This window comes from Terrabacter sp. 05T424, assembly GCF_056396225.1.
The window spans coordinates 82,838-99,435 of sequence record NZ_JBFTLB010000003.1; the positions used below are offsets into that span (position 1 = coordinate 82,838).

Below are 16,598 nucleotides of genomic sequence, written 5' to 3' on the forward strand. Positions count from 1 at the left end.
ATCGTGCCGGCACCCCGCCCGGGGGGCCGAGCCCGGATGGTGCCTGCCCCCAGCGCGGCCGGGGCGACGACCACTTCCCCAACCCCCCAGTGGGAGCGTCGCCCCGGTCGCCCGTCGCCCATGGCGCGGCCCCCGCCGCGCCATGGGCAGGTGTGCTGTCGCACACGTCGGCCGACCGCGCGCACGTCGGCCGACCGCGCCCACGCGGGCCGGGGACGGCAGCGCCGGTCGCCGCCGAGCGGGGGTCCGTCGTTCGACGTAGGCGGCTGTCCCCTCGGCACGCGATGACCCTCCGGGAGGGCACATCTAGCGTCGAAAGAGACACCAGTGCGGTTTCGAGAGGGTGGGGACATTGACGATCGACGACGCGTTCGGCCGGGTCATCAGGGGACACTGGCTGCTGATCCTCCTGTGCATCCTGGCCCCCTACGGCGTGGTGTCGTACGTGAGCCGCGGCGAGCCTGACGTGTACGAGGCGGTGGCCCGGGTCCAGATGGGCACCGAGCTCGCCGCCTCCAACGTCCAGGCGGACGCCACGAGCCAACGGGTCCTCGGCATCGCGACGAGCCCCGGTGTCGTGCGCTCCGCGCTCGACAAGGCCCGACTGCGCGCCGACGCCAACGACTTCGCAGCCCACTACATCGACGTGCGACGGGTGGGCGTCTCGCCCGTCATGGAGATCGTGGTGTCGGACACGAGCCCGGCGCGCGCGGCGACGATCGCGAGGTCCATCACCAACGACGTCATCAAGGTCTCCAACGTCGGCGACCAGCCGACGAGCAACCAACGGCGACAGGGTGTGCAGCGTCAGCTCGACTCCCTCGCCCGCCAGCGCAGCAGGCTCGCCGGTCTGCTCAACACGGCCGGCCCCGGCGCCGTCCTGGCGATCCAGGCACAGCTGACCTCCCTGACGACGGCGCAGGCCGAGCTCGAGCGGCAGATGTCCGACCTCAACCTGGCCGCACCCTCTCCGACGCACGCCGTCCTGCTCGACCCGGTGCGCGTGCCGAAGCTGGCCCTGCCGAAGCAGGACACCCAGCGCGCTGTGCTGGCCGCCCTCATCGGGGCGCTCGTCGGCGGCGGGCTCGCAACGGGGCTCGAGGCCCTTCGTCCGCGCCTGCGTTCGAGCCGTTCCATCGCGCGCACGCTCGAGGTGCCGCTCGTCGGGCACCTGCCGCGACTCGACCTGTCACGCCGAACCACGAGTGCGGCCGGCCCGATCGCCGACCGGCTTGCCCTGCTGGCCCGGAGGTACGACGCGAGCAACACCCTCGCCGTCCTCGTGGACCCGCGGGACGAGCCTGCGGCGAGGCCGGTCGCCACCCTGCTCGGTCCCGACGGCGAGAAGGCGCAGCACCGGGTCACCTGCTCCGTCGTCGGTCGCGGGTGGGTCGAGCCCGGCACCTCACCCGTCGTCGCGGTGCTCACACCGCGCCACGTCAAGGTGCGCGACCTGGTCGACACCATGTCGTTCGTCGACGCGCTGGGCTGGCCCGTCGTGGGGATGATCAGCTACCCACGCCGCTGGTTCTGGCAACGGCGAACCCTGAAGCGTGCCGCTGCGAAGCACGAGCAGCCGGTCGCGACGGGACTGCCGTGGACCGTCCTCCCCTGGAAGACCCCGCGGCCCGAACCCGTCGTCCCCACCATGCCCGTCGTCACGAAGCCGGCCGGCACCGCGAAGCCGGCCGGCACCGCGCAGAACGGCGTCAACCACAGCGACCACTGGAACGCGACGGATCCGGGAGAGGTGCTGCACCGATGAGCGTGCGGATGCGTACAGCCGGGCTCACGGTCGAGGTCTCCGCCGTCGGCCCCGCGGCGGCGCGGTGGACCCGCGTGGTGCGGGAAGCGTGCGCCGGCCAGGAGCTCGAGGACGAGGGGCCCGGCGGACAGTCCCTCGACGGCCAAGGGCGCGGCAACCAGGAACACGGCGGCCCGGAGTCCTCCTCCCGGGCCCGGGCCGTCGACGTCGTCGTCACCGTGGCGCAGGGCGAGCCGGTCGTCCCGAGCGGACGGCACCGGCTGGTGACGCGTGGGGCGTGGACCGACGGGCACGAGGTGATCCTGCAGGACGCCTGCGCGAGCGGGCTGGACCTCGTCCTGCACCCGCACGGAACGCGGCTCCAGGTGGTCGTCCACCCGGCGCCGGCCTGGCGACACCGGGCGCTCGGCCTCGCGGCGCCCGACCGGCGGCTGCTGCTGCACCGGGCGGTCCTGCTGCAGTTTCCCGCGCTCTGGTGGGCGGGTGTGCACGGCCGGGCTCCGCTGCACGTGTCGGCGGCCACCGTCTCGGGACACGGCGTGGTGCTCGCGGGTCCCGGCGGCGTCGGCAAGTCGACCCTGGTGGCTACGCTCGACGCCGCCACCGGGGCACCCGTCAGCGACAACATCTGCACGACCGACGGCACCGAGCTGCAGGGCCTGCTCGAGCCGGCGCGCACCACCTTCGGCACGGGTCGGCGGATGCCGCACGGACGGCGTGAGTCCGGCTGGGTCCGGCACTGCGACGCCGTCGTTCCGGACGCGATCCTCGTGCTGCGGCGCGGGGACACCGACGACACCGCCGTGCGCCACCTCGACCACGAGGCGGCGGCCCGCGAGCTCGTGGGCGGCACCTATGCGGCGGGCGAGCTGCGCCGCTACTGGGCCTTCGCCGCCACCCTGGCCCTCGCCACCGGGCGAGGTCCGGCCCACCCACCGGTCGTCGAGGTGTCCGACCTGCTCGCGCGGCGGCTGCCGGCCTACGAGGTCCGACTGCCCTCCCGCCCCGGTCTCACCCTCGAGGAGCTCGTCACCCGCGTACGCGCGATGCCGGTGCTGACCGGCGAGGAGGCCTGGCGGCCATGAGACGACGCATCATGCACATCGTCACCCGGTGCGTCGCGGGCGCTGGTGGGGTCGTCGTGCGCGGCGCCACGGCGCTGGATCCCGAGCGCTACGAGAGCATCCTCGTCACGGGCACGCGGGAAGGCGTGCTGCTCGACCGGGCGCGCGCCGCCGGCGTCGAGGTCGTCGTCGTGCCCGAGCTCGTGCCCCAGATCAACCCCTCGGACGACGCGGCCGCCCTGCGCCGGATCCTCGGACTGGTGCGCACGCACGCCCCCGACGTCGTCCACACCCACTCGGCCAAGGCCGGCGTGCTGGGACGGCTCGCCGCGCACCGCGCCGGTGTCGGCCTCATCGTCCACACGCTCCACGGCTTCCCGTTCCACGAGTTCCAGAACCCGGCGCCGCACGCGGCCTACGTCGCGGTCGAGCGCCGGCTCTCGAGGATCACCGACGTCTATCTCGCGGTGGGAACCGGGGTGGCGGTGGAGGCCCTCCGGCGGGGACTCGCCCGGCCCGAGCAGCTGCACACGGTGGGCCCGGTCGTCGACGACCCGACGGTCGTCCTCGACCCGGCGACGCGTGCGCGCGCGCGTGCGGTTCTCGGGATCCCGGCCGACGCGCAGGTCGTGGGCACCGTCGGTCGCCTCGACCACCAGAAGGCGCCCGAGCACCTGCTGCACGCCGTGGCCCGCATGCGCTCACGCGCGCTGCTCGTCTGGGTCGGCGACGGCGAGCTGGCAGCGCGCACGGCCTCCGACGTGCACCGCCTCGGGCTCGACGACCGGGTACGCCTGCTCGGCAACCGCAACGACGTCGCCCAGCTGCTCCCGGCGTTCGACGTCTTCGCCCTCGCCAGCCGCTACGAAGGTCTGCCCTGCGTCATCGTCGAGGCCCAGCAGTGCGGCATCCCCGTCGTGGCCACGGCCGTCAACGCCGTGCCGGACGTCGTGGTCCCGGGGGAGACGGGCCTGCTCGTGCCGCCCGCCCGACCCGACCTGCTCGCAGCAGCGCTCGACCATGCCCTGACGCATCCAGACGAGGCGCGGGTGTGGGCCGCTCGGGCCCGTGAGCACCTCGGCGCCCGCTACGACGCCCGCACCGCCGGCGAGGTCCTCGACCACGTCTACACGCAGGCCCCGAGCCGCCGCAGCCACCTCTTCGTCCGTGCCGAGCTGGGACGGGCGTCGTGACGCTGCCCCCAGCCGCAGGTCTCCTCGTGCCGACCGGGGCCGTGGTCGCGTGGCCGTGCGAGCACGCCGACGGCGTACGCGTCCGGCGGGCTCCCGCGGGCACGGTGGTGGCGCTGGCCGACCGCAGGCCCGGTGGCCGACGGCGTCTGCGCCGGGCCGCTGCCCGGCTCGGTGTGCGCATCGACGCCGAGTTCGTGGTCCTGCCCAGCTGGCGGCTGGCCTCGTTCGTCATGAGCGACGACGTCGTAACCCTCGCGTGGCTGGTCGAGACCTTCCTGGCCCCTCCTCCCGGTGTCGCCCTCGGGCACTCGGCGGTCCATGGGATGAGCCGGCTGGCGCGGCGCGCGATCGCCCACCCGGGCGGTGCGGCCGCGGTGCGGCTCGTCGTGGCGGCAGCGGTGCCCGGTCGACTCGTCATCGGGACACGGACATGACCACCGCGGTCGTCGAGGGTCGAGCGGCCGACCTGCTTCGGGCGACGCTGCGCGACCACGCGGGTCCGGGCCCGAGGCGGCTGCTCGTGGTCGGGCTGTCGCGCGACGATCATCCCAAGGCGACCGTCCTCGTCTTCCGGCCCCCCGACGCACGACCGGGCCTCGCGCTCAAGGTCGCCTTGGTGCGAGGAGCGGTGCCTGCCGTGCTCGCTGAGACGGCAGCACTGACCGCTGCGGCACAGCTCGGACCCGACCTGGTGGGAGGCACCGTGCCCCGTGTCCTCGACTGCCGTCACGACTCTGAGGGCGCCGTCCTCGTCACGACCGTCGTCCCCGGCGTGCCGATGGCCGTGGACTACCACCGGTGGCGACACACGGCGCGGCCCGCCACGGTCCGGGGCGATCTCGACGCCGCGGTCTCCTGGCTGGAGCAGCTCGCACGCGTGCCGGTGCCGGAGCAGGTCACCGGTGGACCCACTGACCGGGTGCCGACCGACCCCGCCGCGCTGGCTGCGCGGTTGGCTGCCCGCTGGCCGGGCGATGCGGAGGCGAGAACGGTCGAGGCTGCCGTCGAGGCCGTCGCGGACGAGCTCGCCCTGCCGGCCGACCTGCCCCGCACCATGGTGCACGGTGACTTCTGGTGCGGGAACGTGCTGCGCGCGGGCGGCCCCGTGACCGGTGTCGTCGACTGGGAGCACGCGGAGGTGGGCGGAGATGCGCTGCGCGACGTGACCCGCTTCGTGCTCGCCTACCTGCTCTACCTCGACCGGCACACGTCTCCGGGACGCCGGGTCAGCGGCCACCCGGGTCTCGTCGCCGGCTCGTGGGGCGAACCGGTCCGCTTCGCGGCCTCCGGTGCCGGCTGGCTGTCCGAGCTGGTCCAGGCCGTCGTCTCCGGCCACCTGCGTCGGACCGGCAGGGACCCGGGCCACTGGCGTGAGGCGCTCGGCCTCGCGGCCGCGGAGGTCGCCGCGACCGCCGACGAGCCCGCCTTCGCGCGCCGGCACCTCGCGCTCGCGGGAGAGCTGCTCCCGTGCTGACGACCACGGGGCCACGAATACTGGCGGCCGGCGCAGCAACCACGGCGCGCGGAGCCCACCCCGCTGACCGCTATCCGCTCGGCGACCCGTACTTCTCCCGCGGACCCCGCCACGTCGCATACCTGCTCGGGGTGGCCCTGGCCGGACTCCCGCTGCTCGTGCCGAGCGGACCGGGCAACACGGCCATCGCCGACGTCGGCATGGTGATGGCCGTCGTCGCGGTCGTGGTCTGGCTGAAGCGCGAGGGCGTTCCGGTGCTCGTGCCCTACGTGCTGCCGGTCACCCTGCTCATGGTCGCGGGTGCCGTGGCCGCCTACCACGTGCAGGTCGGTGTGGCACTGCTGCCCGTCCTGCAGGACCTCTTCCTCCTCGCTTGGGGTGCGGCCCTGGCCAATGCGATCCGCCGCCGTCGCTGGCTCCTCGAGGGGCTCCTCCGCGTCTGGGTGTGGTCGAGCGTCCTGTGGGCGGCGGTGCTCTGCACGGGACGCATCGCGGGGATCAGCTGGATGGCGGGAACATCGGCCAAGGACGGAGGCCGCGCCTCCCTTACCTTCGCCGACCCGAACCTCGCAGCCAACTACTTCCTCCTGGGCCTCGGGCTCCTGGTGGCCACCTCGGTCGTGCGTCGAACGTTCGTCCGCATCCTCGCCGTGGCCGTCCTCCTCCTCGCCCTGGTCTTCACCGGCTCGAACGGAGCGGCCGTCGGCCTGGCCACGATGACGTGTGTCGGCCTCATCGTCTCGCTCGCCCGTCGCCGCAGCGTGCTCGCCGCGGCCTCGACGGCACTGCTCCTCCTGGCCGGCGTGGCCCTCGTGGTGCCCCACGTCGACGTCAACCGGGTCGGCGCCATGGCGTCCGACAGCGTGCAGGTGCTCCGCGACTCGCTGGGCCGCTCGGGGGAGTCCAGCGGGTCGCGGGAGCAGCTGGCCACCGAGACCATCGGCCTCTACCTCGGGGGCGACCTCGTCGGCGTCGGCCCGGGCCAGACGAAGGCCGCGCTCAAGGGGGCAGGTGCGGCCTACGTCAAGGAGGCCCACGACGACTACCTCGCGACGCTCGTCGAGCGTGGCGCGCTGGGCGGGGTCGGACTCGTCATCCTGCTCCTCGCCGTGGCTGCACGCCTCGGGCGCCTCGTCACCGGGCGGCAGTCGAAGTGGGTCCGTGAGCTCGTGCCGCGCCCGGAGGTGCTCCTCGGTGTCGGCTGCGCGCTCGCCGTCGGCGCCCTGTTCTACGAGGTGCTGCACTTCCGGCACGTCTGGGCCTTCCTGGGACTCGTCGCCGGGATCGACCCCGGCGCCACGAGAGACCGCCTCCTGCACGTGCCGCGGACGTGGTGGCGATGATCCGGACCCGCACCCTCGAGGTGCGACCCAGCGTCCTGCGCGGCGAGACGGCCAGGTCGGTCCTCGGCAACGTCGGCGCTCGCGTGGTCGCGCTGCTCTCCGTCGCCGTCGTGACCGTGCTCGTGGCGCGCGTGGGCGGTGCCGGCGACGTCGGCCTGCTCGCGCTCATGCGGGTGCTGCCTGGGCTGGTTGGGGTCGTCGCCACCTGTGGCCTGCCCGGTGCCATGGGCTACTTCGTCGCCGGGGCGGACTCCCGGCACCCCGGCCTCTGGCCGACCATCATCTCGTTGATGGTGCTCGGTGCGGCGCTCGGCACCGGCGTCTGGCTCCTGCTGACGCCGCTCGTGCACGACCGGCTCATGCCGACCACCACCACCCTCACCGTCCTGGCCACCGGTGCGACAGTCGCGACGCAGCTGCCCGTCGCCGTGGGCAAGTCCTGTCTGCAGGCGCTCGGCGACCCGCGCGGGTCCAACATCGTGACCGCAGCCGAGGAGGCTGTCTTCGTCCCGGCGTTCGTGGCGATCTGGGCGCTCGGCGCGCGCGGCGGACCCTTGCTCGTGACCTCGCTGCTCCTCGCCGATCTCGTCGTCGCGGCGTACGCGTGGGTAAGGATCGGGCGTCGCGTCCACGAGCAGGGTGGCCGTCTGGCCGGTCGGCCCGACCTCGCGCTGTCCCGCCGCGTGGCGGCGTTCGGTGCCCGCAGCCAGGTCGGCGGCATCCTCAACCTGCTCAACCTGCGTCTCGACGTCGTCGTCCTCGGCGTCCTCACCGGCCCGGCCCAGGTGGGCGTCTACGTCGTCGCCTCCAAGTACGCCGAGCTGCTCCGCCTGCCCGGCCTCGCGCTCACCTGGGTCACCTACCCCAAGTTCGCCGGGCGCCGGGGCGGAGCGTGGCACCACGACTGGCTGCGGGTCGGTCGCCTCGTCGCCATCGGTGCGGTGGCCGCGGTCGTCGTCGCCTCGAGCGCCGCCGTCGTGCTTCCCTTCGCCTACGGCGAGCTGTTCCGTGACGCTGTCTGGCCCGCCGTCTGGATCTCGCTCGGTCTGGTCCTCGAGCCAGCGGCCGGGGTCGCGTCGGGCTACCTCCTCGGTGCAGGCCGGCCGGGGCTCAGCTCTCTGATCCTGGGGGGCGGCTTCCTCGTCACACTGGCCCTCGACCTGCTCCTCATCCCACGACACGGGTCTCTCGGTGCTGCGTGGGCGAGCGCCGTGGCCTACCTCGTCACCGACATCCTGCTCGTCTGGGCGTGGCGTCGGATCTCAGTGAGGTCGACGTGAGCCGGCACAGGTCGGGACGACCGACCCGCCCGGCCGCCGCGCTCGTGGCCCTTGTCGCGCCCGTCGTCCTCGGCGCGGCAGCCTGCACCGAGGGGTCCGCCGCGACCCCGTCCACGCCACCGAGCGCATCGGCGATCGTGCGGCCGCAGTACGCCGCCCTCGCCGCAGCCGTGGCTGCGCACGGCGCGAAGCCCTGGGTCGAGGCGGACCTGATCAAGGCCTGGGTCGCCGGCCCCGACCGCTACGCGAAGGTCATGGACTCGGTCGTGGCGCTGGCGGGTCGGCAGGGGGTGGCCGGCGTCAAGATCGCCGACGAGCTCGGCTACCAGGACGGCACCGACGCGACGACGGACCTCGCCTTCCTCAGCGCAACCACACGTGCCCTCCACCAGCGGCTGCCCGGCCGCAAGGTCGCCGTCGACCTCATCGTGCCCGAGCTCGGCTGTCTCAGCTGGGTCGGGGTGCCCGCCTCGGTCGTGGGTCCCGACTCCGCGACCAGCCGCGGCACCTGCGGCTCCGACGCGACGACCGCCGACCCGGCGGTCGCGCTCACAGCCGTCGACCGCTACGTCGCCCAGGGCGGCCTCGACATCGTCGACCTCAGCGCCGGTCTGCGCACGGAGTCCGAGTACTCGGCATGGGGCACCACGCGTGACGACGCCATGGCGGCCGCCTGGGACGAGGCGTCACGACGGTGGGGCGGCACGGTGCGGCTCCAGGCGCGCAAGGCCTTGGCGCACCCCGGCACCTACCAGGGCACGCGGGTGTCGGCCGAGGCGGACGTGCACACCTACGTCGACGTGCCTCTCGCCCACGGCGCGCGGGCCGTCGACATCTGGACGTGGAGCCAGCCCTACAAGGGCGGCACGTACACGTTGACCGACCCGAAGCTGGCGCCCAACGCGCTCACCGCGGCCCTGCTCGACCGACGCCGGCGGGGCGTCGAGCTCTGGACCCACATGACGCCGTCGTCGCTTCAAGTCGGACTCGACCAGGACGTCGCTGCTGCGGTGTCGATCTTCAGCGGCGTGCTGGTCGCGTCGGGAACAGGGTGATCCCATGACGACGAGCCACGCCGTCCCCGAACCGACCACCCCGGGAGCACGTGTCGACGGCACCGCCGCAGGCGACACGGCACGGGGGGCCGCGAGATCCTTTGCAGCAGAGACTGTTCCAGCGGTGGGCGCGATCTCCTGGCAGAGACGAGTGCTCGACGTGGCCGTTGCGCTGGTCGGTCTCGCGGTGCTCGCGCCGGTCCTCGTCGCCGTGGCCTTCACGGTACGTGTGTCCAGCCCCGGACCGGTGATCTTCCGCCAGGTCCGCCTCACCCGTGGCCGAAAGCCCTTCACGCTGTACAAGTTCCGCACGATGCGAGTCGGCACCGACGGACCGGAGGTGACCGGCAGGGGAGACCCGCGCGTGACCGCCCCCGGCCGACTGCTGAGGAAGACGAGCCTCGACGAGCTGCCGCAGCTGGTCAACGTCCTGGCCGGCCAGATGACCCTCGTCGGCCCGCGTCCCGAGACGCCGGCGTTGGCCGAGCGCTACCCGACCGACGTCGCCTGGGTGCTCGACGAGACGCCCGGGCTGACAGGCCCCGCCCAGATCAGCCTTCGCGACGACGTCTCCGTCGTGGCCGTGCCCGAAGGGCCCGTCTCTTCGGGGACTCCCGATCCCGAGGCGCTGGAGCGCTGGTACGTCGAGCAGCTCGTGCCTCTGCGGGTGGCGGTGGACCAGACGTTCCTTCGGCGGCCGACGCTCTGGGCGACCCTGCGGGTCGTGGCGTGGACCGCTCGTTACATCGTCACGGGGCGACCGCCCGTGATCCGGCTCGACGGCTGACGAGCGGGTCGCACCGGGCGTTGAGGCACTCGCCGGTCCGGAGGTCGAACTCGAAGTTGTGGGCGAGGCAGCGCAGCACACCGTCGCGAATCACGGCCCCGTGTGCCAGGTCCTCGCCGGCGTGCGGGCAGTAGCGGCTGACCTCCCACTCGTGCCTGCCGTCCGCGCAACGCTCGGCGAGCGTCACCGTGTCGTCGGGGTCGCGCTCGGTCTCGTAGCGCTCCACCTCGTCCAGCGCCGCCGCGTCGGCGTGCTTGAGCAGCCCCACGAGGTAGTCGTTGTAGCGGTCGGGGTCGCGCCAGCAGGAGATGCGCAGCGACAGGAAGAGGTCCTCCCACCGCGCCCGGCCGGTGAGCACCGCGTCCAGCCAGCGGGCCTCGACGGTGATGCGGTAGCCGGGGGCAGGCGCGCTGCCGGTCAGGTCGACGCTGCACCGGGTCGGTCCGAGCTCGACGTCCCACGTGCCGCCGTCCTCGCCCGCGACGACGAAGCGCACCGTCATGCCGATGCGGTGCAGGAAGTAGTCGGAGAGGGCTCCGAGCTCCTCGAAGTGCGTCGCGAAGCGCTGGGCCAGGCCGCTGCCGCGGGGTGGGTCGGGGAAGGCCGCGTAGACGGCTGCGACGTCGGCCGCCCGTCGCTCGGCGTAGTTGTCGAGGTAGGCGTGCAGGTCGTCGGGCAGGCGTCCCTCGGACCCGAGGTCGGTGTGGTCGCCGGCCAGCCGGAAGCCGTCCCAGTGCGCGTCCGGCTCGACGGCGCCGGTTCCGACGTCGAGGCGGTCGCCGGGCAGCAGCCGGACGACTGCCTGGTCGCGCAGGCGTGATCGCAGGTAGGCGGCCGCCTGAGCCGTGTCGGGGAAGATCCCGGGTGGCGCGATGCGGTCGTTGTGATGGGCCAGGGTCGGGTCCAGGAAGCAGGGCGGGCCGGCATACGGCATGACGACCTTCGGGGGCGCCGCCCGCAGCAGCCGGCTGACGGCCTTGAACTTGCCGAGGCGCTTGTCGGCGCTCATCGAGGCCACCACGTCCGGGGGGTACTCGTAGCAGATCGGGTGCCACGACGCTCCGGACATCTGGACGCCCATGAGGTCGATCGGCCGGCCCACCTCCTCGACGGCGCGGCGCAGCTGGGCCGGGGTCAGCCGGGCGTCGTTCGTGTGGAGGATCGCGTGTCCGGCCACCGACAGGAGCACGGCGGCGTCGTGGCACATCGGCGACTGCTCCTGGATGACCGTCATCCAGTCGCCGTGCCGGTTCAGGGCGAGCCGCTCCCAGCGGTCCAGCTCGATGACGACGTTGCGGATCCCGGCGCCGCGGATGCGCGAGATCATCTCGGGCGCGGGATAGCGCGGGATCACGATGCGCACGTGCGTCGGCAGGATGGCGAGCAGATCGAGGTCCAGGTGGTCGAGGTGCTCGTGCGAGATCGTCACCCAGTCGGCGTCGAGCACATCGGGCCGCAGCAGGTGCGAGTTGTCGGGGAACGGGAACCACGACCCGAGGAAGGCGCCCTGGGGCGACATCCACGGGTCGCAGAGCAGCGTCAGGTGCGCGGCTTCGATGCGCAGCCCCGCGTGTCCGAGCGACGTGACCACCGGTGCTTCCATCCCGCCATCGTCTGATCGCGCCGTGTTGAGCACGACCCGCTCCGGGCCGAGGACGGATTACCGCAGGTGCTGTAGGACGGGGTCTCCAGGACCACGCCAAAGGATCACCGCGTCACTGTTCCACCTCACGCAGCAGTGACGTAGCCGCCGCGAGGGTCGCTCGTAAGGTGGCTCCCGCCACTCGCACGTCACTGCTCCACCACGCGCAACAGTGACGTGGCGCTACTCCGGGAGTGCCCTCCGGGCCCCACCCGGGCCGGAGTCCCTCCACTCGTCACGAGCCCAGGATCCCTGTCGTCGCGTCGTCCCTACGGCCGTCGAAGAAGTGGTCGAGCACCCGGCCGAACAGTTCGCTGTCCGCCTCGTCAGTGCTCGCTCGCTCGAACAGGGTCAGGCACGAGCGCAGCTTCGTCGCGTCGATGCCGCCCAGCACCTCGACCGGGTTCGTCGTCTCCAGAGCGTCCAGCGCCACGACGCACTCACGCAGCCGCGGCCCGAGCAGCGAGTGGCGCAGGTAGGCGCGTGCCTCGGGAAGGCCCGACACGGCATACGCCCTCGCCATGTCGCTGTGACCCAGACCGGCCACCTGCGGGAGGACGAACCACATCCAGTGGCCCGCTTGTGGCCGGCGCGCAGCTCGGCGAGGGCAGCGGCGTACGCGCCACCACGGTCCTGCGCCTGCACGAAGCGTTCGAGGTCGAAGGGGTCGTCGCTCATACCTCCCTCCTACCCGACGCCGAAGGGCGGCCCACCAGTGGTGGACCGCCCCTCGGGATGTGCTGCGATGCTGTTCGCTGCGCTCCGCTCAGAGGTCGCTGAACCTTCGTTCGACCTCTGGCTGCGCTGCGCTCCGCTCAGAGGTCGCTGAACCTTCGTTCGACCTCTGGCTCCGCTGCGCTCCGCTCAGAGGTCGCTGAACCTTCGTTCGACCTCTGGCTCCGCTGCGCTCCGCTCAGAGGTCGAAGTACATCTCGAACTCGTGCGGGTGCGGGCGGAAGCGGATCGGGTCGACCTCGTTCTTGCGCTTGTACTCGACCCAGGCCTCGATGAGGTCGGCCGTGAACACGTCGCCCTCCAGGAGGTAGTCGTGGTCGGCCTCGAGCGCGGCGAGGACCTCGGGCAGCGAGCCCGGGACCTGCTCGATCGCGGCGTGCTCCTCGGGCGGCAGCTCGTAGAGGTCCTTGTCGACCGGCTCCGGGGGCTCGATGCGGTTCTTGATGCCGTCGAGGCCGGCCATCAGCTGCGCCGCGAAGCAGAGGTACGGGTTGGCCGACGGGTCGGGCACGCGGAACTCGATGCGCTTGGCCTTCGGCGACGTGCCCGTGATCGGGATGCGCACGCACGCCGAGCGGTTGCGGGCCGAGTAGACCAGGTTGACCGGGGCCTCGTAGCCGGGCACCAGGCGGTGGTAGGAGTTCACCGTCGGGTTCGTGAACGCGAGCAGCGACGGGGCGTGCTTGAGCAGGCCACCGATGTACCAGCGCGCGATGTCCGACAGGCCGCCGTAGCCGCGCTCGTCGTAGAAGAGCGGCTCGCCGTCCTTCCAGAGGGACTGGTGCGTGTGCATGCCCGAGCCGTTGTCACCGAAGAGCGGCTTCGGCATGAACGTCGCGGTGTGGCCCTGCGCCCAGGCGGAGTTCTTGACGACGTACTTGAACTTCATCAGGTCGTCGCCGGAGTGGAGCAGGGTGTTGAAGCGGTAGTTGATCTCCATCTGGCCCGCGGTGCCGACCTCGTGGTGGCTGCGCTCGACGTTGAGACCGACCTCCTTGAGCTCGAGGCAGATCTTGTCGCGGAAGTCGGCGAAGTGGTCGACGGGGGAGACGGGGAAGTAGCCGCCCTTGTAGCGCGTCTTGTAGCCCCGGTTGCCGCCCTCTTCCACGCGGCCGGTGTTCCACGCGGCCTCGACGGAGTCGAGGTAGTAGTAGGACGCGTTCGCCTTCGTCTCGAAGCGCACGTCGTCGAAGATGTAGAACTCGGCCTCGGCGCCGAAGTACGCGGTGTCGGCGATGCCCGTCGACTTGAGGTACTCCTCGGCCTTGCTCGCGATGTTGCGCGGGTCACGGCTGTAGCGCTCGTCGGTGAACGGGTCGAGGATCGAGAAGTTCATGACCAGCGTCTTCTCGGCGCGGTACGGGTCGATGAACGCGGTGGCCGGGTCCGGCACCAGCTTCATGTCGGACTCGTGGATCGCCTGGAAGCCGCGGATCGAGGACCCGTCGAACATCTGACCAACGGTGAAGAAGTCCTCGTCGACCGACTCAGCCGGCACGTTGAAGTGCTGCATGACACCGGGCAGATCGCAGAACCGAATGTCGACGAACTTGACGTCCTCGTCCTTGATGAACGTGAGGACCTCGTCAGCTGAGCTGAACATCCAACCTCCTATGTGGGGCGAGGTCGCCACCCGGCTCACGGGCACTCGTTCGAGCGCCAGAGATCGAGGGACGGCCCCGTGCTGTCGTCGACGACACTAGCGACTGGCGATTTCTCGGCAGTGACCCGCATGTTTCGCGGGTGTTACGGAAGCACAGGGCCGGGCAAAGGGCGCGGCTCGCGTCTCGTTACGCTGGTGCCGTGGTGGACCGCAAGGATTTCGGCTCCTGGCTCGAGGGCCCCCGAGCGCGCACGAGCACCGACGGGCAGTTCCGGGGGCGTGATCTCGGGCTCCCTCAGAAGGGCCCGGGCTCGGTCGCCGGCTTCGGCATCCGCCTCGTCGGGGTGCTCATCGACTGGGGCGTCGCCTCCCTCATCGCGAGGGGCCTCTTCTCCGTGCCGCTGCCGTTCTCGCAGCCCCCCGCCACGGGTGGTCAGAACTTCGTGGTGCTCGGCGTGTTCGCCGTCATGCACCTGCTCCTCGTCGGCACCCTCGGCTACACCATCGGTCACCGCGTCGCCGGGCTGCAGGTGCGCTCGCTGTCGTCCGGTCGGGTGATGCCGGTGCAGGCGATCGTGCGCACGATCCTGCTGGGCATCTTCATCCCGGCCATCGTGTGGGACCGCGACGGGCGGGGCCTGCACGACAAGGTGCCGGGCACCGTCGTGGTCCGCACCCGCTGACCATCTGGACGAATCGAGAATGCGATACCCCGCTTCCCAACCCAACATCGAGAAAGCGATCCGTCCGATCGGACGGATCGCTTTCTCGATGAACAGGGAGAAGTCGCCAGCCGGGTGGGCTTGCGTATGCCGCCCGGTGGACTCACTTGCCGCGCAGGGCCTTCCGGTCCATCCGGGCGCGCGCCGGGTCGACGCCGGGCGGCAGGGGAGCGCGCATGCCGCCGAGCGCCTTGAGGCGCTTGTTGACCATGGCCATCTCGTCCTTGGTGATCTGCGGCTTGAGGCGCTGGACCTTGCTCGCGAGCTTGGGCAGGGGCACCTCGTTCTCGCCGGAGCCCACGCGCAGGGTGGTGACCGGCACGCCGGGGGCCACGCGCTCGACGCGCTTCTTCTCGGCAGCGAGCAGCTTCTGCACGCGGGAGGTGGGGCCCTCGCCCACGAGCACCACGCCGGGGCGGCCCAGTGCGCGGTAGACCATGGCGGCCGAGCTGATGTCGCCCGCACGGGCGACGTCGGCGGCGACCGGCTCGCGGTCGGTGTACCAGCCGCGGCGGATCGAGGTGAGCGCGGCGCCGGCGGCGCCGGCCTGGCCCTCGATCTGGCTGTAGGCGGCGCGTTCGGCACGACGGCTCATGATGATCGTGGCGGCGAGGACGCCGAAGAGCACGCCGAAGATGCCGAAGATCCAGGGCAGCTTGACGATGAAGCCGACGACGAGGAGCACCCCGAAGACGACGAGGAACGTCAGCAGCATGTACCAGCCGATGACCGGGTCAGCCTGCTTGGAGACCCGGTAGACGTCACGGATCTGGGACAGCCGTCCCTGCTTCTTCTCCTGGGGCGCGCTGCTCGCGTCGCCGTCCTTGTTGCGTGCCATGGTGCTCAGGATACGGCGCTCTGCGCGCGGGCCACCAACGACGCCGCCTCCTGGCGGGCGGGGGACTCGGCAGCCTCGGCGAGGTGCGACAGGTGGGCCGGGATCTCGCGGCCCCACTTGCGCATCGCAGTCGCCCAGAGGCGGCCGGCGCGGTAGGACGAGCGGACGAGCGGTCCGGCCATGACGCCCTTGAAGCCCATCTCCTCGGCGACCTGGGACCAGTGCACGAACTCCTCGGGCTTGACCCACCGGTCGATCGGGTGGTGCAGCTTCGAGGGCCGGAGGTACTGCGTGATCGTCAGGATGTCGCAGCCGGCGTCGTGGAGGTCGCGGATGGCCTCCTCGATCTCGACGTCGGTCTCGCCCATGCCGAGGATGAGGTTGGACTTCGTGACGAGCTGCGCCTCGCGCGCCATCGAGAGCACCTTGAGCGACTTCTCGTAGGTGAAGGCGGGGCGGATGCGCTTGAAGATGCGCGGCACCGTCTCGAGGTTGTGCGCGAACACCTCCGGGCGCGCGTCGAAGACCTGGCCGACGAGCTCGGGCTTGGCGCCGAAGTCGGGCGGCAGGATCTCGACGCCCGTGTTCGGGTTGAGCAGGTGGATCTGGCGGATCGTCTCGGCGTAGAGGCCGGCGGCGCCGTCGGGCTGGTCGTCGCGGGCGACGCCTGTGACGGTCGAGTAGCGCAGGCCCATCTGGGCCACGGACTCCGCCACGCGGCGGGGCTCGTCGAGGTCGAGGGAGGTCGGGCGCCCCGTGGCGATGTCGCAGAAGTCGCAGCGTCGGGTGCAGACGTCGCCACCGATGAGGAAGGTGGCCTCCTTGTCCTCCCAGCACTCGAAGATGTTGGGGCAGGCGGCCTCCTGGCAGACCGTGTGCAGGCCCTCGGACTTCACCATCGAGTGGAGTGCGGTGTACTCGGGGCCCATCTTCGCCGTGGTGCGGATCCACGAGGGCTTGCGCTCGATGGGGGTCTCGGCGTTGCGCGCCTCGACGCGCAGCAGACGACGGCCGTCGGGAACGACAGACACAGGGGCTCCTTGGTCGGGATTTGCTGCTCCGGACAGGTTACGCCTGATCGACAACGCCCCCGACCA

Annotated in this window: 15 protein-coding genes; 10 read left to right on the forward strand and 5 right to left on the reverse strand. The window is 72.0% G+C overall.

Annotated elements, in window-relative coordinates; translation table 11 throughout:
• The first annotated feature begins 352 nt into the window (after positions 1 to 352).
• The 9 genes from AC1DE0_RS09545 to AC1DE0_RS09585 are packed head-to-tail and all read left to right on the forward strand — an operon-like array spanning position 353 to position 9,961.
• Positions 353 to 1,765, forward strand: coding sequence for a YveK family protein (locus AC1DE0_RS09545; RefSeq protein ID WP_478099720.1), 1,413 nt, complete (start codon positions 353 to 355; stop codon positions 1,763 to 1,765).
• Positions 1,766 to 1,773: 8 nt separating this feature from the next.
• Entirely contained in the window at positions 1,774 to 2,850 is a 1,077-nt protein-coding gene (locus AC1DE0_RS09550) for a hypothetical protein (RefSeq protein ID WP_478099721.1), read from the forward strand.
• Positions 2,847 to 4,022: a glycosyltransferase gene (locus AC1DE0_RS09555; protein WP_478099723.1), complete on the forward strand. Its 1,176-nt coding sequence runs from the start codon at positions 2,847 to 2,849 to the stop codon at positions 4,020 to 4,022. The genes AC1DE0_RS09550 and AC1DE0_RS09555 overlap by 4 nt, the downstream gene beginning before the upstream one ends.
• On the forward strand, positions 4,019 to 4,456 hold the full coding sequence (locus tag AC1DE0_RS09560) for a hypothetical protein (RefSeq protein WP_478099725.1): 438 nt from the start codon (positions 4,019 to 4,021) through the stop codon (positions 4,454 to 4,456). Before AC1DE0_RS09555 ends, AC1DE0_RS09560 begins: the two co-directional genes overlap by 4 nt.
• Positions 4,453 to 5,496: a phosphotransferase family protein gene (locus AC1DE0_RS09565; protein WP_478099727.1), complete on the forward strand. Its 1,044-nt coding sequence runs from the start codon at positions 4,453 to 4,455 to the stop codon at positions 5,494 to 5,496. Before AC1DE0_RS09560 ends, AC1DE0_RS09565 begins: the two co-directional genes overlap by 4 nt.
• Positions 5,490 to 6,839 carry an O-antigen ligase family protein gene (locus AC1DE0_RS09570; RefSeq protein ID WP_478099729.1) on the forward strand — a complete coding sequence of 450 codons (1,350 nt, stop codon included), beginning with the start codon at positions 5,490 to 5,492 and terminating at the stop codon, positions 6,837 to 6,839. The genes AC1DE0_RS09565 and AC1DE0_RS09570 overlap by 7 nt, the downstream gene beginning before the upstream one ends.
• A complete protein-coding gene (locus tag AC1DE0_RS09575) occupies positions 6,836 to 8,119 on the forward strand; it encodes a lipopolysaccharide biosynthesis protein (protein WP_478099731.1) in 1,284 nt (427 codons plus the stop codon). Before AC1DE0_RS09570 ends, AC1DE0_RS09575 begins: the two co-directional genes overlap by 4 nt.
• The gene (locus AC1DE0_RS09580; protein WP_478099733.1) at positions 8,116 to 9,174 is read left to right on the forward strand and encodes a hypothetical protein; all 1,059 of its coding nucleotides are present in this window, start codon (positions 8,116 to 8,118) and stop codon (positions 9,172 to 9,174) included. The genes AC1DE0_RS09575 and AC1DE0_RS09580 overlap by 4 nt, the downstream gene beginning before the upstream one ends.
• Before the next feature lie 4 nt (positions 9,175 to 9,178).
• Complete coding sequence (locus tag AC1DE0_RS09585; protein ID WP_478099735.1) at positions 9,179 to 9,961, forward strand: sugar transferase; 783 nt, start codon at positions 9,179 to 9,181, stop codon at positions 9,959 to 9,961.
• Here the strand turns inward: AC1DE0_RS09585 and AC1DE0_RS09590 are convergent.
• The 3 genes from AC1DE0_RS09590 to glnA form a co-directional block, all read right to left on the reverse strand.
• Positions 9,924 to 11,564 carry a Rieske 2Fe-2S domain-containing protein gene (locus AC1DE0_RS09590; RefSeq protein WP_478099737.1) on the reverse strand — a complete coding sequence of 547 codons (1,641 nt, stop codon included), beginning with the start codon at positions 11,562 to 11,564 and terminating at the stop codon, positions 9,924 to 9,926. The two genes, AC1DE0_RS09585 and AC1DE0_RS09590, sit on opposite strands and share 38 nt — an antisense overlap.
• 274 nt (positions 11,565 to 11,838) lie before the next feature.
• Complete coding sequence (locus tag AC1DE0_RS09595) at positions 11,839 to 12,171, reverse strand: DUF1810 domain-containing protein (RefSeq protein WP_478099739.1); 333 nt, start codon at positions 12,169 to 12,171, stop codon at positions 11,839 to 11,841.
• A 345-nt stretch (positions 12,172 to 12,516) separates the two neighbouring features.
• Entirely contained in the window at positions 12,517 to 13,941 is a 1,425-nt protein-coding gene (gene glnA / locus AC1DE0_RS09600; RefSeq protein ID WP_478099741.1) for a type I glutamate--ammonia ligase, read from the reverse strand.
• Between the two features lie 200 nt (positions 13,942 to 14,141).
• Here glnA and AC1DE0_RS09605 point away from each other — a divergent pair, with 200 nt between their 5' ends.
• Positions 14,142 to 14,624, forward strand: a complete 483-nt coding sequence (locus AC1DE0_RS09605) for an RDD family protein (RefSeq protein WP_478099743.1) — start codon at positions 14,142 to 14,144, stop codon at positions 14,622 to 14,624.
• A gap of 142 nt (positions 14,625 to 14,766) precedes the next feature.
• On the opposite strand, the gene AC1DE0_RS09610 is transcribed toward AC1DE0_RS09605, so the two are convergent.
• Complete coding sequence (locus AC1DE0_RS09610) at positions 14,767 to 15,501, reverse strand: DUF4191 domain-containing protein (RefSeq protein WP_478099745.1); 735 nt, start codon at positions 15,499 to 15,501, stop codon at positions 14,767 to 14,769.
• Positions 15,502 to 15,506: 5 nt separating this feature from the next.
• Complete coding sequence (lipA, locus tag AC1DE0_RS09615; protein WP_478099747.1) at positions 15,507 to 16,532, reverse strand: lipoyl synthase; 1,026 nt, start codon at positions 16,530 to 16,532, stop codon at positions 15,507 to 15,509.
• Positions 16,533 to 16,598: the final 66 nt, after the last annotated feature.

Bases quoted from the DNA above. Each gene is read 5' to 3' on its own strand.
- AC1DE0_RS09550 (WP_478099721.1), top strand. From the start codon at position 1,774: ATGCGTACAGCCGGGCTCACGGTCGAGGTCTCCGCCGTCGGCCCCGCG.
- AC1DE0_RS09555 (WP_478099723.1), top strand. From the start codon at position 2,847: ATGAGACGACGCATCATGCACATCGTCACCCGGTGCGTCGCGGGCGCT.
- AC1DE0_RS09565 (WP_478099727.1), top strand. From the start codon at position 4,453: ATGACCACCGCGGTCGTCGAGGGTCGAGCGGCCGACCTGCTTCGGGCG.
- AC1DE0_RS09575 (WP_478099731.1), top strand. From the start codon at position 6,836: ATGATCCGGACCCGCACCCTCGAGGTGCGACCCAGCGTCCTGCGCGGC.
- AC1DE0_RS09585 (WP_478099735.1), top strand. From the start codon at position 9,179: ATGACGACGAGCCACGCCGTCCCCGAACCGACCACCCCGGGAGCACGT.
- AC1DE0_RS09590 (WP_478099737.1), bottom strand. From the start codon at position 11,564: ATGGAAGCACCGGTGGTCACGTCGCTCGGACACGCGGGGCTGCGCATC.
- AC1DE0_RS09595 (WP_478099739.1), bottom strand. From the start codon at position 12,171: ATGTGGTTCGTCCTCCCGCAGGTGGCCGGTCTGGGTCACAGCGACATG.
- glnA (WP_478099741.1), bottom strand. From the start codon at position 13,941: ATGTTCAGCTCAGCTGACGAGGTCCTCACGTTCATCAAGGACGAGGAC.
- AC1DE0_RS09610 (WP_478099745.1), bottom strand. From the start codon at position 15,501: ATGGCACGCAACAAGGACGGCGACGCGAGCAGCGCGCCCCAGGAGAAG.